Here is a 24,450-nt window from a genome sequence, read left to right as displayed (position 1 = left end):
GCACAAGCTTTGGCAGTGACACGTGATTTAGGTATTGCGGATGGCAGCGAAAAAGTCAATCCCAATGGTGGTGCGATTGCGATTGGTCATCCACTGGGTGCATCGGGTGCACGTCTGATTACCACGGCACTGAATCAACTTGAAGCAACAGGTGGAGAATATGCCCTTTGCTCAATGTGTATCGGTGTCGGGCAAGGGATCGCAATCATTATTCAACGGGTTTAAGTCAAAGGATTGTCGTCTTATGAGTCACTTATATGCGAGTTTATTTTACCAAACCGATATGACTGAAATTTTCAGTGATCATGCTTTGCTCAAGTACATGATTCAGGCTGAAGTGGCTTTGGCGAAAGCACAAGCTCAGATTGGTGTAATTCCTGAGTCTGCTGCCACAATCATTGCAAATGTTGCAAATACTCAAGGTATTCAAGCGATTGATTTTGAAAACCTTGCAGTAGCGACAGGGCTTGCTGGAAATATCGCAATTCCATTTGTAAAGCAGTTTACAGCAGCAGTAAAAGCCGTTGATGAAGATGCTTCCCGTTATGTGCATTGGGGGGCAACCAGTCAAGATATTCTTGATACAGCGTGTATTTTACAAGCTCGAGATGCTTTAGATATTGTGGAATTTCAATTGCGACAAGCATATGTAGCATCACTTGAGCTTACAGAAAAATATCGCGCTGAAGTGATGATAGGGCGTACTTGGTTACAACAAGCATTACCGATTACTTTTGGTCATAAAGCGGCTCGTTGGGCAAGTAGTTTTAAACGTGATTTAGACCGATTAGAACAAATGAAAGCACGTGTACTTACAGTCCAATTAGGTGGTGCAGTGGGTTCATTGGCATCGCTGCTGGATCAAGGGTCTAAGGTTGTTGAAGCTTATGCTGCACAACTAAACCTGAGTGTTCCAACCTGTACTTGGCATGCAGAACGAGATCGTATTATCGAGATTGCAGGCTTTCTGGCCATTGTGGTAGGGAATACGGGGAAAATGGCACGTGATTGGTCGCTGATGATGCAAACTGAAATTGCAGAAGTGTTTGAACCAAATGCAAAAGGTCGTGGTGGTTCGTCCACGATGCCACATAAACGTAATCCAGTGGCCGCAGCATCTATTCTAGCAGCAGCAAATCGTGTGCCCGCACTGATGTCGAGTATCTATCAAAGTATGGTGCAAGAACATGAACGTAGTCTCGGTTCTTGGCATGCAGAATGGTTGGCTTTACCTGAGATTTTTCAGCTTTGTGCAGGCGCATTACAACGTACAGTTGAAGTACTGCAAGGTTTAGAAGTCAATAGTAAGAATATACAGCGCAATATTGAATGCACGAACGGCTTAATTATGGCCGAAGCCGTCATGATGGCTCTTGCACCGAAAATGGGGCGTTTAAATGCACATCATTTGGTTGAAAAAGCCTGTAAACAAGCTGTAGCTGAACAGTGCCATTTATATGATGTAGTCAGTGAAGTGGATGAAGTGCAACAGTATTTTAATTTGGAAGAATTACGACTGATTTTTAAACCTGAATCTTATTTAGGCAATATTCAGGATCAGATCGATGCTGTGCTTAAAGAAGCAAAAGGAGAGGCAAAGTGAATAACACTATTATCAACCGACAAGGAAAAACTTTATCTATACAAGTTGATGGATCTGAAAATTTGCCTGTCATTATTTTATCTAATTCTTTAGGTACAGATAAAGGGATGTGGGATCCGCAAGCAACATACTTTAAAGATAAATACAAAGTTGTACGTTATGACACGCGTGGTCATGGCAAAAGTGATGTGATGGATGACACGACGCTAGCTAATTTAGGCGAAGATGTGATCGATATTATGGATGCTTTAAATATAGAAAAAGCCCATTTTTGTGGCATTTCTATGGGAGGAATCACGGCGCTGTGGTTAGGTTTAAATGCGGCTCATCGTTTTAATAGCATTACAGTTGCAAATTCTGCTGCAAAAATTGGCCAAGCTGATGCATGGATTAGCCGTGCGGATATCGTTGAAAAAAATGGCTTAGCTGATTTAGTTAAAATAACACATAGCCGCTGGTTTAGTGACACATTTGATTATCAGCATAATGCTTTGGCGCAAAAAACGATTCAAAGCCTAGCGACCACCGAAGCAAAAGGATATGCAAATGCTTGTCGAGCTTTAGCAGATGCAGATGTTCTATATGAATTACCTCAACTGAAAATTCCAACTTTAATTATTTGTGGTTCGAAAGACCCTGTAACGACAGTGGAAGATGGTGAATTCATTAAAGAACATATACTGAAGGGTGAGATTGCAATTTTAGCAGCATCTCATTTATCGAATATTGAATGCTCCGATGAATTTAACCAAATGCTAGAAGTATTTATCGAGAAAAATCAATAAAGTAATTGATAAAAAGGATTTGGCCTTAAGGAGGCAACAATGGCGTCTCAGGATAGTTATACGCATAAATCAGGAATGGATGCGCAAGCATTAATTAATCAAGCGCCAATAAGCAAATATCAATGGCTTATTGCAGCAGTCTGTTTTCTGATTGTTTTTGTCGATGGTATTGATACAGCAGCAATGGGTTTTATTGCACCTGCACTTGCTCAAGATTGGGGCATCGATCGTTCACAGCTAGGTCCAGTGATGAGTGCAGCTTTAGGCGGGATGATCTTCGGTGCCTTATTTTCAGGTCCAATGGCTGATCGTTTTGGGCGAAAAATTATCTTAGCAATTTCGATGCTAATTTTTGGTGGTTTTACCTTAGCCTGTGCTTATGCAAGTGATTTAGATAGCTTAGTTATTTTTCGCTTTTTAACAGGGATTGGCTTAGGTGCTGCAATGCCAAATGCAACCACTTTATTTTCTGAATATTGTCCTGCACGTAGCCGTTCATTGTTAGTGACCTGTATGTTTTGTGGTTATAACTTAGGCATGGCTGTGGGTGGTTTTTTCAGTAGTTGGCTAATTCCAAACTATGGTTGGCATAGCCTATTTTTAGTTGGCGGATGGGCACCACTTATTTTAATGTTGGTCGTGGTTTTCTTTTTACCCGAATCGTACCGTTACCTTATTTTAAAAGGCAATAAAGCAACCCAAGTTAAAAATATTCTAATGCGTATTGCGCCTGAGCAAGCCGCACATATAACAGAATTTTATGTACCCGAAGAAAAGAACGAAACTACGGCTAAAAAAGGTGTGTTTGGCATCCTATTTTCAAAACAGTATGCCAAAGGAACCTTCTTATTGTGGTTTACCTATTTTATGGGTCTAGTCATTATTTATTTACTCACCAGTTGGTTACCAACGTTGATGCGTGAAACTGGTGCCACAATGGAACGCGCTGCATTTATTGGTGGGTTATTCCAATTCGGTGGTGTGCTTAGCGCATTATTTGTGGGTTGGGCAATGGATCGTTTTAATCCAAACCGAGTGATTGCTGGATTCTATTTTGCAGCAGGTATTTTTGCTTTTATTGTTAGCCAAAGTTTAGGTAGTCCAACTTTGCTAGCCATCTTTATTCTATGTGCGGGTATGGCTGTAAACGGTGCGCAATCTGCAATGCCAGTGCTGAGTACACGTTTTTATCCAACGCAATGCCGTGCAACAGGCGTGGCATGGATGTCTGGTATAGGCCGTTTTGGTGCTGTCTTCGGTGCTTGGATTGGTGCAGTACTGCTAGGTAACAACTGGTCGTTCAGCTCTATTTTAAGCATGCTCCTGATTCCAGCGACAGCTGCTGCATTGGCCATTCTTATTAAATCATTTGTTGCCCATACAGACGCAACTTAAGAGGTATTCATCATGAATGACGAAGAACGTTATACACAAGGTATACAAGTTCGGACTGAAGTATTAGGCGAAAAACATGTCGGGCGATCTTTAGAAAATTTAAATGATTTTAATGAAGATTTTCAAAATTTTATTAGTCGTTTTGCTTGGGGTGAAGTCTGGTCACGCCCAGGTATGCCACGTCATACCCGTAGTTTAGTGACGATTGCTATTTTACTCGCACTTGGGCGTAACGATGAATTACGTATGCATATACGTGCATGTTTCAACAATGGCGTGACCAAAGACGATTTAAAAGAACTCTTTATTCATTCTTCTTTATATGCAGGTTTACCTGCTGCCAATGCGGCCATGCATATGGCTGAAGAGATTTTTGAAGAAATGGGTATTGTGCCTAGAAAACTTGTAGAAGACCAATAAGGTATTTAAGGGAGAGATCGAATGTCTCAAATTTTATGGGGAGCTTACGCACAGCGTAATACCGACGACCATCCGCCAGCATATGCGCCAGGCTATAAAACCAGTGTGTTACGTTCACCGAAAAATGCACTTATTGCAATAGGTGAAACCGTTTCAGAAGTCACTGCACCACATTTTTCGGCTGACCAATTTGGGCCGAAAGATAATGATTTAATTTTAAACTGTGCTAAAGAAGGTTTGCCTGTAGGCGAGCGTGTAATCGTACATGGTTATGTTCGTGATCAGTTTGGTCGCCCTGTTAAAAATGCATTACTCGAGGTGTGGCAAGCCAATGCTTCAGGACGTTATCGCCATCCTAATGACCAATATGTCGGTTCATTAGATCCTAATTTTGGTGGTTGTGGTCGCATGATGACTGATGAGAATGGATTTTATATTTTCCGTACAATTAAGCCTGGACCGTATCCTTGGCGTAACCGTATTAATGAATGGCGACCTGCACATATTCACTTTTCACTGATAGCTGATGGTTGGGCACAACGCTTAATTTCACAGTTCTATTTTGAAGGTGACACTCTAATTGATTCATGTCCAATCTTGAAAACCATTCCATCAGAAGAACAACGTCGCGCACTCATTGCTTTAGAAGATAAAAGCAATTTTATTGAGGCAGATAGTCGCTGTTATCGTTTTGACATTACCTTACGTGGTCGTCGAGCGACTTACTTCGAAAACGAACTACATTAATGGATGGAGTATAAAAAATGAAAGGTTGGAATTTTGAAGAATTACATGAGACACCATCACAAACAGGTGGGCCTTATGTACATATTGGTTTATTGCCTAAACAGGCAGGGATTGACGTTTTTGAAAATAACTTTAATAACGATCTGGTTAAAAACAACCCACAAGGTCAGCGTATTCGTTTAGAAGGTCAAGTTTTTGATGGTATTGGCGTGCCTTTACGTGATGTTTTAGTTGAAATTTGGCAAGCCGATGCCAATGGCATTTACCCAAGCCAAGCGGATTTCCAAGACAAAGTCGCAGATGTTAATTTCCATGGTTGGGGGCGTACAGGTGCTGATTTTAAGACTGGAATTTGGCATTTTGACACCATTAAACCGGGTACGGTTCCGGGTCGTAAGGCATCCACTCAAGCACCACACATTAACTTGATTATTTTCGCTCGTGGTATTAACACCGGTTTAAACACCCGTGTGTATTTTGAAGATGAAAGTAAGGCGAATGCGAATGACCCAGTACTCAACAGCATTGAATGGGAGCCACGTCGTCAAACATTAATTGCCAAACGTGAAGAGCGTGATGGTGAAGTGATTTATCGTTTTGATATTTATATTCAAGGCGATAAAGAGACAGTTTTTCTAGATATCTAATTTAGAACATATATTCATGATATTCGGCAGTCCATGTATGAACACTGCCGAATCACAGGGAAGAATAATGATGAATTTAAATCAGTTTGTAAAACAATTATGTTTAGCCGTTTCTATTTCATGGGTTTTTTCGGTGGCACAGGCAGAGCCCTTAAGTAAAGAGCTTTCTCCTGCAATTTATCATGTTAAAAATTTGAATATTGGCGAATTACCCGTCAAAACGATTGTACCGATTACTGCAAAAACTAAACAACAAGCCTTAGAACAAGCAAAAATTATTGCTGAAAATCCAAATGCAGATATGGCTGAATTTCGTATTGATTTACTGGATTTTGCATCAGACACTAAAGCTGTGATCAAGCTAGGTAAAGAACTCAATCAAGTTCTAAAAAATAAACCATTAATTGCCACAATTCGAACAGCCAATGAAGGTGGGCAACTGAAAATATCTGATGCAGATTATGAGAGCACCTATACCGAATATTTAAAGCAACCATTTATGCAGTTTTTAGATATAGAAATGTTTCGTGATCAAGCGCGCGTAGAACAACTCACCCAACGCGCACATCAAAAAAATGTCTTGGTGATTATGTCAAATCACGATTTTGATAAAACCCCAACTCAACAAGATATTGAACAACGTTTATTAAAACAAGATCAAATGGGTGCAGACATCCTCAAAATTGCAGTGATGCCGAAGTCTAAACAAGATGTACTTACCCTAATGAATGCAACACTCAATGTCAGTCAGAAAAGTAAAAAGCCTTTATTGACCATGTCGATGGGACGCTTAGGCACGATTTCTCGTATTGCAACAGCAAATATGGGCGGCAGTATGAGTTTTGGCATGATTGGTGAAGCCTCTGCACCCGGTCAAATTGATGTCGCACAGTTAAAACAATTTTTAAAAATAGTTCAACCGACCCCTTAATTTTTGGACAAGGATATCGCCATGAAATTAGCTTCACGACGTTTAACAGCACTGACTTTAGGATTGGTAAGTTCTGGATTTGCAGCCGCAGAAACCTATATTGTCGATCGTTATCAAGATGATAGCACCAAAGGTTCATTACGTTGGGCAATTGAACAGTCAAATGCCAATGCAGCGCAAGAAAATGAAATCTTAATTCAAGCTGTGGGTAAAGCACCATACATTATTAAGGCAGACAAGCCATTACCACCTATTAAATCATCGGTCAAAATTATCGGCACAGAATGGGACAAAACAGGTGAGTTTATTGCCATTGATGGTTCAAATTATATTAAAGGCGAAGGTGCTAAAGCTTGTCCAGGGGCAAACCCTGAGCAGTATGGAACCAATGTACGTACTACGACTTTACCGGGTTTGGTACTACAAGACGTTAATGGTGTGACCTTAAAAGGTTTGGATATTCACCGCTTCTGTATTGGTGTTCTTGTTAATCGTTCAAGCAACAACCTAATTCAGCATAACCGTATTAGTAATAACTATGGTGGTTCAGGCGTCATGCTGACGGGTGACGATGGTAAAGGTAATCCAACATCAACCACGACCAACAACAATAAAGTGCTGAATAATATTTTTATTGATAATGGTGATGGTTTAGAACTAACACGTGGTGCTGCATTTAATCTGGTTGCAAATAATCTTTTTACCTCAACGAAAGCCAATCCAGAACCCTCACAAGGCATTGAAATTTTATGGGGCAACGACAATGCAGTTGTGGGTAATAAATTTGAAAATTATTCAGATGGTTTGCAAATTAATTGGGGTAAACGTAATTACATTGCCTATAACGAACTGACTAATAATTCGCTCGGTTTTAACTTAACTGGTGATGGTAATATTTTTGATAGTAATAAAGTACACGGCAATCGCATTGGTATTGCGATTCGTTCCGAAAAAGATGCCAATGCACGTACGACATTAACCAAAAATTTAATTTGGAATAATGGCAAAGATATTAAACGTTGTGAGGCAGGTGGTTCTTGTGTGCCGAATCAGCGCTTAGGTGCAATCATTTTTGGGGTTCCTGCACTTGAACATGCGGACTTTGTCGGTTCTCGTGGTGGTGGTGTAGTCATTGAAGCAGAAAAACTGCAAAAAACTTGTACTCAACCCAATGAACAAGGCTGCAATGCCATTCCAAATCAAGCGATACAAGCTCCTATATTAAGTTTCAGTCAGGGACAAGTGATTGCAGAGATCAAGGCTCAGCCGAACCAACGCTATCAATTAGAATTCTTTGCGAACAGCCAATCGAATGCTCAAGAAGCTGAACAATATCTTGGCTCACAAGTAATTACCACCAATGCTGAAGGAAAAGCGCAGGCATCTTGGAAGCCTGTTACTGGCTTAGCAACAATGACTGCGACTTTGACCAATCACTTAGGTGCAACTTCTGAATTGAGTCCGGCAGTACGCATTAAATAAAACAATTAAAACGTGGAAAACTCATATGGTGTGAGTTTTCCAAACAGAAAGGGATATTTCGTTATGCAACACTTTTTTAAATTAAGCCTTTTGTCTGTCGCTCTGTTGGGGAGTCAATTTGCCAGTGCAAATGAATTTTGGTCACAAGATCGTCAGTGGTTACTCGGTGACTGGAATGGTGAGCGTAAGCAACTTGAAGATCAGGGTTATAAATTTACGGCATCCATTATGAGTCAGGCTGCAACCAATTTGGCAGGTGGTTATAACGATGACAATACTTTGGAAAATGCAGGGCAGTTAACGCTTGGTGCGACTTTTGACTTGAACAAAATTGCGGGGTTGGAAAACACGACTGCAGCAATTATGATCACCAAGCGTGATGGCAATGCCTTAACCTTAGAGCGAATTAAGGATCCACGTTCAAGTGCATTAGGCAATAGCCAAGAAATTTATGGGCGTGGAAAAATTTGGCGTTTAACACAGGCTTGGGTCAAAACAGGATTTGCGGAAAATACGGTTCAGTTCAAAATTGGACGTATGGGCATGTCTGATGACTTCAATAGTTCACAGTGTGAATTTCAAAATTTACTGCTTTGTGGCGGTCAGTTAGGTAAATCAATTGGTTCAATTTGGTACAACTGGCCTGTCGGGTTATGGGGTGCAAATGTGAAATATCAATTTGCACCAGAATGGACATTAGGATTAGGCGTTTATGAAGTCAATCCAGACAACGTAAAAACTCAATCAGACAGCGACGGTTTTAACCTTGATATGAATAATGTTGAAGGTGCCACGATTCCAGTCGAACTGGCATGGAAACCCAAACTGACCTTGTTTGGTGGTTTACCAGGGGAATATAAACTCGGTGCATTATATTCAACAGCTGAAGCCAAAGATGTCAAAACAGTAGGTAAAGTCCATGACGGTAAGCAAAGCTTTTGGCTAAATGCTCAGCAACAATTAACTCAACAAGGTACAGATCCAAAACGCGGTTTATATGTCAGCTTTAATGGTGTAATTAATGATAAAGCCACCACGACAGTCCAAAGTACTCAACAAATCGCACTTTGGTACAAGGGGCCATTAGAGAATCGTCCAAATGATTCTGTCGGTTTTGGTTTGGCGAATTATGTGGTGAATGAACGTATGCAAGACCGACAAATTGCCACCAATCAAAGCCGAGGTTATGACCGCTATGACGCATTTGCCAGCGACTATATACCCATTCAACGAGATGAATTAAACGTTGAATTAAACTATACCTACCAATGGTCTCCAGCAGTCATGTTACGTCCAAATCTTCAATATATCCATCAACCTGCGGGTGTTAAAGAAGTCGATGATGCATGGGTTGCAGGATTAAGTATGCGCGTCAATTTTTAACAGTACCTAAAATTCAAAGTGATTAAAATACAAATAATAAAGCACTTTGGATTTAAACATTTTTTAAATTGCTCAAGCAAATCTATTGCGAAAGCAACACATTATCCGTGATTGAAAATGATGCTCAAAGCAGAAGAAGTGATCATTTAAGCTCACAATACTTGGAGTAAGATCTATGTCTCAACCTCATTCTAAGCCTCAACCCATATTCAAAATATGGTGTTTTATACTTGGATTCGCCTTGTTATTAACGGGCTTATTTTATTTAATTGGTGGTGGAAAACTCATTAGTTTGGGGGGGTCATGGTATTTCTTTATTGCTGGATTGCTGACTACAGCATCAGCAATTTTTGTTTTTAGAAAAAAATCACTCGGTGTGTGGTTATTTACGCTCGTATTTGTAGGTACCCTTATTTGGGCATGGTTTGATGCAGGCTGGGATTTTTGGGCTTTATTTTCTCGCTTGATGTTCCCTGCGGCTGCCTTTGCCGCTTTATTATTTACTTTACCCGCGATTCGTCGTTATCAAGCACAAAGTAGCTTGGTTGTACCCGCCTATACAGGTGCAACAGTTGTTGTTATTGGTATGTTGATTGCTTTTTATCAGATGTTTCAACCTCATCCGACTGTGGCTGCTTCGGGTCAAGAATTACCGCTCATTCCAGTCGATGTAGATAAACAGCAAGTCAATTGGCAGCATTATGGTAATGATACGGGTGGTAGTCGCTTTGCAGCATTAGACCAAATTAACCGTAATAATGTTAAAGATTTAAAAGAAGTTTGGCGTTTTCAAACAGGTGATTTGACGACAGGTTCTGGTAATGGAGCCGAAGATCAAAGCACACCTTTACAAGTAGGTGACAAGGTATTTGTTTGTACACCACACAATAATATTTTTGCACTGAATGCCGATACGGGTAAACAAATTTGGAAAGCTGAAGTTAATTCAACAGCGGATGCATGGGAGCGTTGCCGTGGCGTTGCATATTTTGATGCTACGCACCCCTTGGTACAACCAACTTTAGCGGGTGCGACTCCTGTAACAACAGTCGCGACAAATACGGCATGTCCACGTCGAGTCTATACCAATACACCCGATGGACGCTTAGTTGCAGTCAATGCGGATACAGGTGAACGCTGTAAAGACTTTGGTATCGATGGAACTGTAGATTTACTTCTAGGCTTAGGGGATGGAACCAAAGCACCACGCTTTGAGGTGACATCAGCACCGACTATTGCAGGTACAACTATCGTGATTGGTAGCCGTATTGCCGATAATGTTGCTGCGGATATGCCGGGTGGTGTTATTCGTGCATACGATGTCATTACAGGTAAGTTACGTTGGGTATTTGATCCACGTAATCCAGATCCTAACTATGTCCTTAAAGCTGGCGAAATTTACAAGCGTAGTTCTGCGAACTCTTGGGCTGCAATGTCTTATGATCCGCAAATGAATACCGTCTTTTTACCAATGGGTAGTTCTTCTGTCGATGTGTGGGGTGGAAACCGTCAACCAGTTGACCACAAATACAATACTTCTGTCCTTGCATTAGATGCGACGACAGGTAAAGAAAAGTGGGTTTATCAAACCGTACATAATGATCTTTGGGACTTTGATTTACCGATGCAGCCAAGCTTGGTTGATTTTCCTATGAAAGATGGATCAACAAAACCAGCTGTTGTCATTGGTACAAAGTCTGGGCAGTTTTTTGTACTTGACCGTGTGACAGGAAAGCCATTAACCAAAGTTGTTGAGCAAGCTGTAAAAGCAGCAGATATTCCAGATGAACAATACAGTAAGACACAACCACGTTCAGTTGAAATGCCACAAATTGGTAATCAAACTTTAACTGAATCTGATATGTGGGGCACGACACCATTTGATCAATTGATGTGTCGTATTAACTTTAAATCAATGCGCTATGATGGTTTATTTACAGCACCCGGTAAAGATATCTCACTGAGTTTTCCAGGCTCATTGGGGGGTATGAACTGGGGTAGCATAGCCTTTGATCCAACGCACCGTTATATGTTTGTTAATGACATGCGTTTAGGCTTGTGGATACAACTGATTAAACAGACTCCAGAAGACCTTCAAGTTGAAGCCAATGGTGGAGAAAAAGTAAATACAGGTATGGGTGCTGTACCCATGAAAGATACGCCATATAAAGTAAACAAAAACCGTTTTATGTCTGTCTTGGGTATTCCATGTCAAAAACCGCCATTTGGAACAATGACAGCAATTGATATGACGACGCGTCAAATTGCATGGCAAGTTCCTTTAGGTACAGTACAAGATACGGGTCCAATGGGAATAAAAATGGGTTTGAAAGCACCTATTGGTATGCCAACGATTGGTGGCCCAATGGCAACTCAAGGTGGTTTAGTATTTTTTGCAGCAACGCAAGATTACTACTTAAGAGCATTTAACTCTTCAAATGGTCAAGAACTTTGGAAATCGCGCTTACCTGTTGGTAGCCAAGGTACACCTATGAGTTATATTTCGCCTAAAACTGGAAAACAGTATGTTGTTATTTCTGCGGGTGGTGCACGCCAATCTCCTGACCATGGTGATTATGTGATTGCCTATGCTTTAGATCAGTAATGGCTTTGTTGCACAAAGATTTTAAAAGTAGAACTCCCCTAAGCGACTCAAATTTAAGTGACAACTTGGGTATGAGGGCGACCTAATTCCGTGAATTTATTCAAGACTGCTACACGTGCATGAATCTCATTCACCTGACTAGGGAAACTCCTTGATGTTAATTTATCTCCCAATAATTTGATGCAATGCATCTTGGTTTCAACCAAGCTTCGACGATGATAGCCTGACCATTTTTTCCATAGTGTCCTGCCTAAACGTTTAACTGTTCAAAGTAATTCATTTCGCTCCTGAGAATGTGCTTTTGTATCTTTCCAAGATCTTGCATTTTTTCTGAGTGGAATCACCGCATGCGCTTGTCGATCCGCAATGACTGGACGGCATCTTTTTGTGTCATAAGCTCCATCGGTATAGACAGAGTCTATTTGCTCATCAAGTGAAATTTGATCAAGTAAATCACTAAGTACCTGTGAATCACTCACATTGTTCGTCGTGAGCTGAACAGCTCGTATTTGCAGGGTTTCAGCATCTATACCAATATGGAGTTTACGCCATTGGCGACGATATTCAGGCTGATGTTTCTTGCGTTTCCATTCACCTTCACCTAAAAACTTAAGGCCAGTTGAGTCTACCAATAGATGTAGTCCATCACTACTTTTTTGATAGCCAATCACAATATCGATATGCCTTTGTCTTCTGCACAGTGTGGAATAATCTGGCGCTATCCAATCTAATCCGCAAAGCTTAATCAGACTTTGGACAAAGCCAGTGACCATTCGCAAAGACAATCTAAATAGAGATTTAATCATTAAGCAGCATTGGATGGCTGCGTCAGAATAAGTTTGATTTCGTCCGTGTTTGCCTTGTGGGTGAGCATACCATTGAGTCCTAGGATCAAACCAAATCGAGATATTTCCTCGATTTATTAATGCTCGGTTATAAGAAGACCAATTGGTCGTATGATAAGTTTTCGATGCTGGCTTCTTCATATTGAAATTATATTGCTAAAGAAGCCTTTAAGAACAGCTTTGTGCAACAAAGCCTATTGTATATACGATATATTATAGAAAAAAATAAAGGTAATTAAGAAGACATAGCCAACGGTAGGAAGTTGGACAATTTATTTAATCAGGTTCTTAGGTCTCAGCAGTTTTCTGAGTAGTATTCACAAAAAAATTAAAACAAAATAAATCTATTTTGAGTATGTTGTTTAAACAATTGTAACCGATACAAACGATAAATTAATAACGGAGAATAAAATGCCACTTGTAGACAATACACCAAATAATGTGCCGTACAAGAGATTTGAGCAAGGTTCTAATGTCTATATTTGCTCCACTCTTTCTGAGCTTGAAATAAGTTTTGAAACCACATCCATTAAAGGGAATTCAATATTACTCAGTAAAGATAAAAACCATTATATCTATGCGCCTAAAATTAGAATAAATGAAAATTTAATTCTAGATTCTAAGATAAGTTTGCTCCTTTTTACGGAAGAATTAGTGTTAAGCAAAATGAAAGAAGGAGACAATATATTTCAAATTACAAGTTTAGGAAAAAAAGGGGAAGATAAGGTTGAGCCTGCTGGAATTGCGCCTCAGACTAGGGATACAAAGCATGGTAAGCATAGCCAAAGCTATTGGCATAAAGATGGTTATAGTAATGAAAGCAGATTAGACTTTTGGAAGTTTGCATCTGGAGACTCAAATAAATGTAAGGAAGAAGAACAGGATGGTCACAGCGGTGATGATGCTCCAAAAATAGCTAAACAAGGTGGAGATGGGGGAGTTGGCGGTACGGTTCAAGTTTACGCAAAAAAAATATCCTTTATAAATCAGGCTAAAAGCTTAATCATCAATGTAAATGGTGGAGATGGTGGACAGGGACAGCAAGGTCAAGATGGAGGAGATGGTGGTGATGGCTTCTATCGAGTTTTCACTAAAAAAAGTGGTGGCTTTTTCTCTAAAAAGACGAATTACTTATATCATTTAGGCTTTGGGGGAGTTGGTGGGCGAGGTGGTGAAGGTGGACAAGGTGGAAACGGAGGAAAGGGAGGATCTATTGTATTTGTATCTCCTCACATAAATGAAAATGTATCGTTTGACTACAAAGGAGGAAAATCTGGTACGAAAGGCATTGATGGGAAGTTAGGGAATAATGGTTTTAGTACAATTGAAGCTAAAGCAGTTGAAGGACTAAAGGTCACATTCGATGACGTTGAAAGTGATTTTAGTGATCCATACGGGAAGAGATTGCCACGAAGAGTTAAATACAATTGCGATAAGGAAACCAGAAAAGAATATCAAGAAGACAAAAAACTTGAATTGCTTAACAATCCAAACAAGACACCTATTCCTAATAATCAAAAAGAAAGCAGCGCTGGTCCTGAAGGTACACTTAAAAGAGAGGCCCCAATCTACGACCTCATATCAACGACCTATTTAAATATGTTGTTTGAGAGCGCAAAGTCAGAAATCTTTTTTAATATTCTAAAAGTAGATCCTGTAAACAACTCCTTAGATCGTTTTTTAGAGATCATGCAAGGGGCAATGAATACCCTAGAATTAGTTGAAAACTACAGTCAAACGAATGGTTGTGATGACAAGTTTAAGCAAACTCTAAAATTTGAAGAGTTGCAAGATATAAACAAACTCGCATCGGCTCTGTTATTAAATCTAAAACGCGGTATCTCACCATTCGGAGGTGATATTCTCGCTCCTAAAATCCCTAACGTTAGCTTTAATAGCGTCAAAGTATATTTAGATCAGTTAGTACAAAGGCTAGCTGATCAAGAGATAATATTTAACAAATTAAAAGAGGAGACGAATTTTATTAGCAGAAGTAAAGCGCTTTATTCCGAAAAGAAAGCGATAAATGGCATGCTAATTGACAATTTAGATAATGAAAAAAAGAAAAATATTGCTGAAATTCCTGAAATGTTTAAGGAAATAAGTGCGCTCACGACAAAAATGATAGAGCTGAAATATAAGCTGCTTAATGACGTGGATGATTTTATAGATTCTGTCAACGCATTTCAGTTTCCATCAATAGATCAACTCGTTAATGCAATGACGATGACTGTCTTTGCCAAGCCTTTAGCCGCTGTAGAAGGATTCAATTTGCTGTATAAAGGAATTAATGAAGTCATTGATGACAATGGAATCAGCGTAAATAAGACTTTTGTTTTGGATGATATTTCACAATTCAATGGAAGTTTTAAGGAAGATTTTAAAAACTTCATCTCAAATACCACATTAGATATAACTCAAGTGTGTGAGGGTACACCAAGGGTTTTGGCAGACTTAAAAAACCTAGATGAAGTTATCAATAACTTTAAGTCTATTCCATCAGCCAAAGCTGCGCACAAAACCAGTACCGCTTTGTTTGAAATCATTCGAAGTCGCAGTGAATTGATCCTTTCATACAATCAGAAACTGAGTGATATATATCTGTGCGACTATAAAATCAAAGAAATAAAAGCTGATGATGCCAAGAATGCCGATCAGTTGAATGACAGTGAAGATCCGTTGATCGATTACATAATGGCTTCAATGAAGAAAAGGTACTCTGACCTAAATGACCTATGCTTGAAACATCTTTTCGAACTAATCAAAGCCTATCGGTATATTTCTCTGAATGATCTAACGTCTGTCGAAATAGATCGATATTTGAATATCTCTTTATGGGGAGATAGTTCAGTTACATACATGTCATCACCGCAGAACATGAAATCGTATGTTAATTTGCTTGAGGAAAAATACAGAAGTTTTCTAGTTGACCAAACCATCCCACCAACCCCGGTTCCAGCAACACAAGATGGAAAGGGTATTTTCCTAGATCTTAAGAAAAATGAGGATTCAAATTTTGGCTTTATCGTAGAAGAAAAATTCGGGGATAACGATTTATCGTTCAAAGTATTTAAGCTTCCTTTTAAAATCGTACGCTCAGACCATGAATGTCAGAAATTTGGCGAGTACTTCTTGCCAGAGCTCGCCCTGTTTTATGATGTAAGAATTAGTCAAAAAATCTCAAGAATTAAACTCCATATCGAAATGGAATCAGGAAGTGAAGTTGCTTCTGTTTCAGCCCATCTTCGTCATAAGCGCTTCGATACTATTTATGACAAAAGCGGCAAAGCACTGAAATTTGAATTAATACAAGCTATAGACTTCCCACTGTATAACGAAGTTTTACGGACAGCGAATACACTCGCAGCGAACACTGCAGACAAAGATCCACTTCAAGTTGAATATCGAGATATGGGGGTATATGCGGAATGGGAAATTAAAGTTTCCCAAGAAAATGGGGCGAATTTAAACTTCTCCCCGGACTTAATTAAAAAAATCGCTATCGAATTGCCAGTCATTTATAGATAAGGGAAATAAACATGTTAAACAGCGAACAACAATTTGTAGCAGATACAGCCTCTAGCAGACTTATTGCGTCAGATTACCTACTCCAAAGGATAAACTGGGATGATGAAGATGTCAGTGATGATGTGAAACGCAACTGGTTTTCTGAAAAGGGCTATACCGTTGCTCAAGTCAGCTTAGACGATGCGGTAAATACGTTTATGGACTCTTTATCCTTTTGGAAAGGCGAATATACCCTATGGGTAAATAATAGCTACTACTTAATGGTGGTCAGTGATGATTCCATAAATATTAATGGTGTTGCCATTTTCAATTACGACTACGATCCAGAAAATTTCAAAGTTACATGGGAGGGCGGTGAACTTACATTCCAAGTTGCCGAAAATGAAGCAAAGTCCTTTAGGCATGCAAAGGTAGTGAGAGGCACGCTAAAATATTCTATTTTTGGAGATATTGCGGGTGATTGCATAGGGGCAACCTTAACAGCATTGGACGCCGTAGATAATAAATCAATTTTTAATGCAATCAGACTAAGACAAAATGCCTTGGAATATTTTAATGGCACATACTTGGTTGCCTTATACAATGAAATAGACTCAAAATTCGAACAAGTCCACCTCGAAGTAAAATCCACAAATAATAATACGAAGATTAAGATCAACGGTGAAGAAACCAGTGTAACCAATGAATACATTAATGCTTTTGAGCAAGGTAAATATGGACGATGGGGATTTACAGGCTTATTCATATACATAGAGTCTCAAAAGAAGTATTTACTCCTTGAGTTTGGTCTTAGTTTGCAGGTCGATTCAGCGCAAAAGAGAAATTCCAAAATAGATAGATTAATTAAAGGCACATATACCTCAGATTTAGATAAAATTTCAAAAATCAATTTTTGCGCCGTTGAAAAAAAAGAAGACCAAGAAGATTCAGATTCTTCACAAAGTGAGTGGGATAAATCCACGATTGTAAATTTGGCTTTTTTAATAGTGGGCGGAATTATTGCAGGAGGCTCGACTGCGGTAGCAATTTTATCCTTATTAAGAGAAAGACGTGTTGATTCTAAAGTGGAAAAAAAATTAAAAGAGATGAACGCCCAATCTCTTGTAGACACCAACACTGGCATAGAAATGACAAGAGTAATGGAAATTCAATACAATGCCTCCCCATTAACTCCTGAAAGTAGAGCTGATATGTGGAATGATATTGCAAAACAAGAAATAGAAATCAAGATAAACGAAGGACTTCGCGAAGCAGCAGAGACCGCTGCTAAAGACGCGTATGCAGAAGTGAAAAGAGAAAATCCATCTTTTAACGATGCACAGTTGAGAGATTTATTAGAGGCTGAGCTAAGGTTTAAAAGCTATAGGGATTTAGAACGTGATATTGCAGATAAGAAAACTGACAATGAAATAAAACGGAAACGTCTAGAGCAACAAAGAACCAAGGAAATGCATGAGAGATTTGTTAGACGTACTCCTATTTAATTAAAGAATTACCAAAGAAGGCCCATATGGGCTTTCTTTACAATCTAATAAATTGAATAGCCACCAAAATTCTAGACACACCTAACCATCGTTTGATGGGTCCTTTCATAATCTAATGGAGAATGTTGACCTTTAGAATCATGCCTGCACTTTTAATTATAAAACATTGGATTATAGACCTAATCGATATTATTCTGACAAAAATTAGCCCACTTAATCATTAATCCTTTACGTTTTTCAAGGTAAGCTCCACGTAAATAAGCGGCTTCGACTTCATCTGGGAGTTTATGAGCAAGAACATGCTCACAAACTTCACGAGGATAATCGGTCATATCAGCAGACCAGTCACGGAAAGTTGAACGAAAGCCATGAGTAGTTACAACACGATTTTGTTTTGGGTCAATATAGCCTAAGCCATTTTCCTTAAATTTCTGTTCATGCATACGCTTGATTAAAGCAGTTAATGACATATCTGAAAGCATGCCGCCACCACGAGGTGCAGGAAAAATATAGCCTTGTGATTCTGTATGAACCTGAATGGATTTCAATAATTGAATTGCTGGTTCTGAAAGTGGAACTCGATGTTCTTTTTCAGCTTTCATGCGTTCTTTCGGAATAATCCATACCTTAGATTCAAAATCGATCTCTTGCCATTTGGCTCCAAAGATTTCACCAGAGCGACATGCTGTTAAAATTGAAAATTCTAGAGCTTTGGGTGAAATACCATCTTTCTGACGAAGGTGTTGAACAAATTCAGCTACTTGATCGTAAGGTAAAGAAGGGTGAGGGCGTGATATTTGTTTTAAATTACCTAGAATAGGTTCAAGATTACCTTTCCATTCAGCAGGGTTGTCACCTTCAAAATATTCCATAGCCTTGGCGTAATCGAAAATAGTCTCTAAGCGACCACGAAGTCGTTTAGCCGTCTCATTTTTTGTAGTCCAAATTGGCTCTAAAATCTTAGCAATATCTACTTTGGTGATTGAGCTAATCACACGATCACCTAAAATAGGAAAAATATAAGTTTCTAGTGTTGTGGCCCATTGACCAATATGTTTTTGATTCTTCAGTTCACGGGTTTTATTTGCTATAACCACTTCTGCACATTCACGGAATGATCTATCCCGAAGTTTCTGAATATGTAGCTTTTCAAGTTGTACTTGTTTATGAGCAATCGGATCAATGCCATTTCGTATTTGTAATCTTAATTCAGTGGCTTTAGCACGAGCTTCAGCTAAAGAAACTTCAGGGTAGGGACCAATACCAATATCACGGCGATGAGGTTTTAACTTCCCATCTTTATCCAGACGTTTGCCCACAACAGCACGCAAAATCCAGACCCGAGAACTACCTTCGATATTTAGACATAAGCCATCAACGCCACCTACGGAATATCGACCAGTCTCTTTAATTTTTGCTACACTGAGTGCAGATAGCTCTTTAGATTTCTTTGGCATGCTATTAATTTACCCCACAACCTACCCCTCATAAAATACTGGAATTGACTGGATTGGTCAAGATGTCGTTGGATTGGTTGTGTTATATCTAATTGAATAATATGTTTTTATAGTATTTGTTTGGACTGTATAGGACTGCTGTTATGCGGACACCGCTTCCGCCAAATATTGATTTAAGCCCTTGTAATCACAAGGGCTTTTTTCTTGCTTGTATTTTGGTCCCACATTGTAACCCACATAAAATTTTGGATTCAATTGGGCTTTGTTGTACAACCCTATTCTTAAAGCCATCTTTAGCAATATAATTTCCGAGTGAAGAAGCCAGCACCTAAAATTTAACGTACAACCAATTGGTCCTCATATAATCGAGCTCTCATTAATCGTGGAAATATTGCCATTTGGTTTGATCCTAAAACTCAGTGGTATGCTCAGTCTCAAGGTAAGCATGGAAGAAATCAAACTTACTCAGATACAGCGATTCAATGTCATTTAATGATTAAATCCTTATTTCGACTCTCTTTACGTATGGTCACGGGCTTTGTATAAAGCTTGATTAAACTTTGCAGATTAGATTGGATAGCGTCAGATTACTCCACTCTCAGCCGCAGATAAAAGCATATTGATATTCAAATTAGCTATGAAAAGAGTTGTAATGGACTACATCTACTCGTCGATTCAACAGGCTTAAAGTTTTTAGGTGAAGGTGAATGGAAGCGTAAGAAACATCAGCCTGAATACCGTCGCCAATGGCGTAAACTTCATATCGACGTTGATGCTAAGACCTTTCAAATAAGGGTTGTGCAGTTAACAACAAATAATATCAGTGATTCACAAGTCCTTAGTGATTTACTGAATCAAATCCCGCTTGATGAGCGAATTGATTCAGTCTATACCAATGGAGCCTATAACACTAAATATTGCAGACAGGTGATTTCAGCTCATCAAGCACATGCTGTAATTCCATCTAGGAAAAATGCAAAGCCATGGAAAGATAAGAAATTGAGCTTTTTAGAAAGAAATGAATTATTAAGAACAGTCAAACGTTTGGGCAGAACGATTTGAAAAAAGTGGTCTGGTTATCATCGACGCAGTCTGGTGGAAACTAAGATGCATTGTATTAAATCATTGGGAGATAAACTCATTGCCCGTAATTTTGATAGTCAGATCAATAAAACTCATGCACCTTTCGCAGTAGCACTGCTCAAGTTCTGAATAAATTTACGGAGTTAGGCCAACCCCATACCCAAGTTACCACTTAAATTTAAGGTACTCAGGAAAACTCTATCTTTTAAGGCTTTATGCAACAAAGCCAGCGTATGTTAAAAAGTGATTTGAAATATTGTTTTGTGATTGATATGCAATCAATGGCGAAAGAAGCATAAATATTCAATAAGGAGCTTTGTCTTTTAACTAACTGGACTGCCACTATTAATTCGAAAATTATTTTTCAAATTAAAATAAATAATATTGAATTTTACATGTAATTTTGTTTTATTGTATGGTTCAACATTGAATATAAGGAAATAGATATGGCACTTTCTGCAGATAAAGCAATAGAAAGCATTCATACCATGCATGTGCTGATTGCAAAAATTTTCAGTGGTACTCACAGTAAGCAAGACTTAGCATTATTGATTGCACATTTTTCTGAAAATTTTGAAATGGTTGGTGCCGCGGGTAAAAAGTTTAAATTTGAAGAAGTAAAACAATTGTTTGCGAATAATCAGGGGAAAATGCCGGATATCCAAATTGAGATCTATGATGAAGATATTATTTCACAAAATGAACAATCAATTTTTTTGACTTATACAGAGAAGCATATCAAAGAATCTGGTGTATTAATCCGCCGTTCTTGTGCACTGATTGAGGAAATTCAAGGCAAAATGTTTTGGCGTTTTCTACAGGAAACATTTACAGGATAACAGTGCTTCAATCCCATTTATTTAAACAGTATCAGCTGATGCTGTTTAATCATATTTAAAATACATCAGCTTCAGTTTGAAGTTTTTGAATTTACCCACAGAGAAAGATCGAAGTAATCAATATTTTTTCGCTTTGATCCTTTTTTGTGATGGGGAAACCTGAGCAGCAGATAACTAAATTTTCACTTAGGCTCCATTCGTGAAAATAAAAATAAAGACTAGCATTTAGTTGATCCTAGTACATAGTTTGATCGCATATTCAGTAAAATCTGAAATAGACCAATTAATAGAGCAACTAAACCACAGGTATGTAAGACAGTAAATGCAATCGTGTCTGTTAGCTTTAAGGAGTTGGACTTTTAGATGGATATTGTAACTATGAAACCAAAGTTGGAAAAGGACTGTTTTTTTACGATCATCTTTGATATTTAGATTCATATGAAGATCTATATATTTGATTAATTTATATTTTAAGAAGAATAGTTCTAATTAGTGAGGCATGAAGCTATTTAGGGGGAGAAGCAGTATTTTTATAAGGTATAACTTTATACTCAAAAAGATATGGAATATTACATATAAAAGTAAATATAATTAAACTCTTGATGTAATAATTTTGAATGATTTAACCGAAAAATAAATTTGTATGGAAGTAAGTTTGGGGAATCAATAACCAATTTATGATGCGGTTGGTTAAGAAATATTTTCCCAATGCAAAGTAAGAAATATGGATTTGTACGGAAAATAAGTTGTCATACAAGGATTTAGTGACATGAATAGTTCTATCAGTGATCAAACCCCAGCAGTCAGTAAAAAATCAAATGCATATGCATGGTATGTCGTGCTTCTGTGCATGCTAGCTTATATCTTTTCATTTATAGATCGCCAAATTTTAGCATTGATGATTGAGCCAATTAAAGCTGATTTAAATTTATCAGATACTCAGTTCAGCTTATTACATGGTTTGGCCTTTTCACTATTTTATGCCTTTATGGGATTGCCTCTGGCTTATTTGGCTGATCGTTTTTCGCGTCCTAAAATTATTGCGGTTGGTATTGTTTTTTGGAGTATTGCAACTGCTCTATGTGGTTTAAGCAAAAGTTTCTTTCAGCTTTTCTTTAGCCGGATGGGAGTTGGTGTTGGGGAAGCTGCATTATCTCCAGCTGCTTACTCTATGTTCAGTGATATGTTCACTAAGGAAAAATTAGGGCGTGCTGTCGCAGTTTATTCCAGTGGATCCTTTGTCGGAGGTGGTATTGCCTTTTTGGTTGGTGGCTATGTGATTGGCTTATTGAAGAATATGAGCTTGATTGAGATACCGCTTTTAGGGGCAATCAAAGCTTGGCAAATGGCTTTCATTCTAGTTGGTTTACCAGGTATTTTTATTGGCCTGCTGTTTATTCTAACAGTACGAGATCCACAACGGAAAGGCCAGCGTTTGAATGCACAAGGTCAAGTCGAAAAGACCAGCATGAAAAAAGCATTTAAGTTTATTAAAAAACACAGTACTACTTTTGGTTGTCATTATTTCGGCTTTACCTTCTATGCTATGGCGCTGTATTGCCTTATTAGTTGGACACCCGCATTTTATATGCGTCAATATGGACTGACGCCGACAGAAGCTGGGTATATGCTGGGTACGGTTATGCTTGTGGCAAATACATTAGGCGTATTCTGTGCAGGTTGGTTAAATGATTGGTTTATTCAAAAAGGCCGAACAGATGCACCAATGATTACAGGTGTGATTGGTATTGTAGGTTTAATCATTCCGATGATTGTTTTTACCCAAGTATCTGAACTTTGGCTGTCTGTGGCTTTATTGGTTCCAGCCATGTTTTTTGCATCTTTTCCAATGCCAATTTCAACAACGGCAATGCAAATGCTTGCGCCTAACCAGCTGCGTGCACAGATTTCAGCGGTCTTTTTGCTGATCAGCAATTTAGTCGCGGTCGGAATTGGCACGACTCTAGTGGCCTTAATTACTGATAAAGTTTTTGGAAACCCACAGATGGTAGGTATGTCACTGTCTATTGTGGGTACTTGCGCATGTGTATTAGCCTTTATTTTATTGAAGAAAGGATGCAAAGCATTTAGTGCTAGTATGCAGCAAGAACATCCAGTTTAAGCCAATTATTTAGAAATTCAAGATACGGGAAAAGCTCATTTATATTTAATGGGCTTTTGCTGTTATTCTAATTTAGAATAACGAAATCAACGGAGTGCAGACATGAGTCAATTTTTAAATTTGAGCCATTTGCATTATCTGGATGAGTTTTTACTGTTTAATTCAGATGACTATCAGACTATTAAAGATAAAATCAGTCATTATTTGTGCCCGCATGAGTTTAATGTGGATACAGATTCGAGTTTGAATACTCGCTTAAATGGTTTCAGTTTTGGAAATTCAGCTTTATATGATTTGAAATATAGTGCTGCCGTCGCAATCACTATAGATGAAACCTCACCGTATTATCTGTTTCGTATTAATCTTGAAGGGCAATGTAAATTTGAGCATGCGCAAAATCAGGTGTTACAGTCATATGGCATTATGACGGTGACACATCCGTATACTCAAAACCGCATTATGACCAATCACTGTTGCCGTAATATTATTCTTAAACTGACACAGCAGGATGTGGAAACACAGCTGTGTAAAATGCTGGGCTATACCAGTGCTGAACCTGTATTATTTGATAATGGACTATCATGTACCGCAGAAGGTTTGAACGCTATTATTGAAACACTGAATTATCTTTGTCATGCTTATTATCATATTCAGAACTGGAGCTTTATTTCAGCTAGTTTCAACCAGTATTTAATTGAATTGATTTTGTTAAAAGTTTCCAGTAATTACAGCCAACAGCTCAATGAACGCAGACAAAAAGTATTGCCAAGTTACATGAGAAAAGCACAGCAATATATTCAACAGCATTTTCAAATGCAGATTTCACTTGCAGAGCTAAGCATTTTTTGCGGCGTTTCTAGTCGTACTTTACAAAAAGGTTTTAATCAGTACTGTCAGCAAACACCGATTGAATATATTCGGGATCAGCGTATGCAATGGGTGCATCAAGCATTATTGAACAGTCATTCCAGTGATACAGTGACAGATATTCTGTTGCAAAATGGCATACAAAGTTTTGGTCGTTTTTCCAGTATGTATAAAAAACGCTATGGTTGCCTGCCATCACAAACTTTAAAAATGAAAGTGGTATAAAA

16 protein-coding genes and 3 pseudogenes are annotated in these 24,450 nt (G+C 38.6%); 17 read left to right on the top strand and 2 right to left on the bottom strand.

The genetic code is table 11. The annotated features are described in order from the left end of the window. The 11 genes and pseudogenes from B9T35_RS16980 to B9T35_RS16930 all read left to right on the top strand — a co-directional run. A pseudogene (locus tag B9T35_RS16980) lies at positions 1-225 on the top strand (acetyl-CoA C-acyltransferase); the annotation flags it as partial. 19 nt (positions 226-244) lie between these two features. Then, on the top strand, positions 245-1,603 hold the full coding sequence (gene pcaB / locus B9T35_RS16975) for a 3-carboxy-cis,cis-muconate cycloisomerase (RefSeq protein ID WP_086192329.1): 1,359 nt from the start codon (positions 245-247) through the stop codon (positions 1,601-1,603). After that, positions 1,600-2,388, top strand: coding sequence for an alpha/beta fold hydrolase (locus B9T35_RS16970; protein WP_086192328.1), 789 nt, complete (start codon positions 1,600-1,602; stop codon positions 2,386-2,388). Before pcaB ends, B9T35_RS16970 begins: the two co-directional genes overlap by 4 nt. 39 nt (positions 2,389-2,427) lie before the next feature. After that, the gene (locus tag B9T35_RS16965) at positions 2,428-3,783 is read left to right on the top strand and encodes an MFS transporter (RefSeq protein WP_086192326.1); all 1,356 of its coding nucleotides are present in this window, start codon (positions 2,428-2,430) and stop codon (positions 3,781-3,783) included. A 12-nt stretch (positions 3,784-3,795) separates the two neighbouring features. Next, on the top strand, positions 3,796-4,203 hold the full coding sequence (gene pcaC / locus B9T35_RS16960) for a 4-carboxymuconolactone decarboxylase (RefSeq protein WP_086192325.1): 408 nt from the start codon (positions 3,796-3,798) through the stop codon (positions 4,201-4,203). Positions 4,204-4,224: 21 nt separating this feature from the next. Beyond that, the gene (gene pcaH, locus B9T35_RS16955; protein ID WP_086192323.1) at positions 4,225-4,950 is read left to right on the top strand and encodes a protocatechuate 3,4-dioxygenase subunit beta; all 726 of its coding nucleotides are present in this window, start codon (positions 4,225-4,227) and stop codon (positions 4,948-4,950) included. A gap of 17 nt (positions 4,951-4,967) precedes the next feature. Beyond that, positions 4,968-5,597: a protocatechuate 3,4-dioxygenase subunit alpha gene (gene pcaG / locus B9T35_RS16950; protein WP_086192322.1), complete on the top strand. Its 630-nt coding sequence runs from the start codon at positions 4,968-4,970 to the stop codon at positions 5,595-5,597. A 67-nt stretch (positions 5,598-5,664) separates the two neighbouring features. Continuing rightward, the gene (gene aroD / locus B9T35_RS16945) at positions 5,665-6,528 is read left to right on the top strand and encodes a type I 3-dehydroquinate dehydratase (protein WP_086192320.1); all 864 of its coding nucleotides are present in this window, start codon (positions 5,665-5,667) and stop codon (positions 6,526-6,528) included. Positions 6,529-6,549: 21 nt separating this feature from the next. Then, entirely contained in the window at positions 6,550-8,010 is a 1,461-nt protein-coding gene (locus tag B9T35_RS16940; protein ID WP_086192318.1) for a right-handed parallel beta-helix repeat-containing protein, read from the top strand. 63 nt (positions 8,011-8,073) lie between these two features. Next, entirely contained in the window at positions 8,074-9,393 is a 1,320-nt protein-coding gene (locus B9T35_RS16935; RefSeq protein ID WP_086192317.1) for a carbohydrate porin, read from the top strand. Positions 9,394-9,568: 175 nt separating this feature from the next. Then, a complete protein-coding gene (locus tag B9T35_RS16930) occupies positions 9,569-11,998 on the top strand; it encodes a glucose/quinate/shikimate family membrane-bound PQQ-dependent dehydrogenase (protein ID WP_086192315.1) in 2,430 nt (809 codons plus the stop codon). 53 nt (positions 11,999-12,051) lie between these two features. Here B9T35_RS16930 and B9T35_RS16925 read toward each other — a convergent pair. Then, positions 12,052-12,984 (bottom strand): annotated as a pseudogene (locus tag B9T35_RS16925) (IS5 family transposase). Between the two features lie 270 nt (positions 12,985-13,254). Between B9T35_RS16925 and B9T35_RS16920 the strand changes: the two are divergent. Both B9T35_RS16920 and B9T35_RS16915 read left to right on the top strand, forming a co-directional pair. Continuing rightward, positions 13,255-16,371, top strand: a complete 3,117-nt coding sequence (locus B9T35_RS16920) for a hypothetical protein (protein ID WP_086192314.1) — start codon at positions 13,255-13,257, stop codon at positions 16,369-16,371. An 11-nt stretch (positions 16,372-16,382) separates the two neighbouring features. After that, positions 16,383-17,855: a hypothetical protein gene (locus B9T35_RS16915; protein WP_086192312.1), complete on the top strand. Its 1,473-nt coding sequence runs from the start codon at positions 16,383-16,385 to the stop codon at positions 17,853-17,855. 179 nt (positions 17,856-18,034) lie between these two features. Here the strand turns inward: B9T35_RS16915 and B9T35_RS16910 are convergent, their stop codons facing one another. Beyond that, on the bottom strand, positions 18,035-19,312 hold the full coding sequence (locus B9T35_RS16910) for a tyrosine-type recombinase/integrase (protein ID WP_086192310.1): 1,278 nt from the start codon (positions 19,310-19,312) through the stop codon (positions 18,035-18,037). 312 nt (positions 19,313-19,624) lie between these two features. On the opposite strand from B9T35_RS16910, the pseudogene B9T35_RS16905 reads away from it, so the two are divergent. The 4 genes and pseudogenes from B9T35_RS16905 to B9T35_RS16890 all read left to right on the top strand — a co-directional run bounded on the left by B9T35_RS16905 (position 19,625) and on the right by B9T35_RS16890 (position 24,448). Beyond that, positions 19,625-20,571: pseudogene (locus tag B9T35_RS16905) on the top strand (IS5 family transposase). Between the two features lie 270 nt (positions 20,572-20,841). Continuing rightward, positions 20,842-21,234, top strand: a complete 393-nt coding sequence (locus B9T35_RS16900; protein WP_086192308.1) for a DUF4440 domain-containing protein — start codon at positions 20,842-20,844, stop codon at positions 21,232-21,234. Between the two features lie 769 nt (positions 21,235-22,003). Continuing rightward, entirely contained in the window at positions 22,004-23,356 is a 1,353-nt protein-coding gene (locus B9T35_RS16895) for a spinster family MFS transporter (protein ID WP_086192307.1), read from the top strand. Between the two features lie 102 nt (positions 23,357-23,458). Beyond that, on the top strand, positions 23,459-24,448 hold the full coding sequence (locus B9T35_RS16890; protein WP_086192305.1) for an AraC family transcriptional regulator: 990 nt from the start codon (positions 23,459-23,461) through the stop codon (positions 24,446-24,448). Positions 24,449-24,450: the final 2 nt, after the last annotated feature.

Source organism: Acinetobacter sp. ANC 3832, from assembly GCF_002135415.1.
In the GTDB taxonomy this organism is placed as follows: Bacteria; Pseudomonadota; Gammaproteobacteria; order Pseudomonadales; family Moraxellaceae; genus Acinetobacter.
This window is presented reverse-complemented; position numbering and strand designations above follow the sequence as displayed.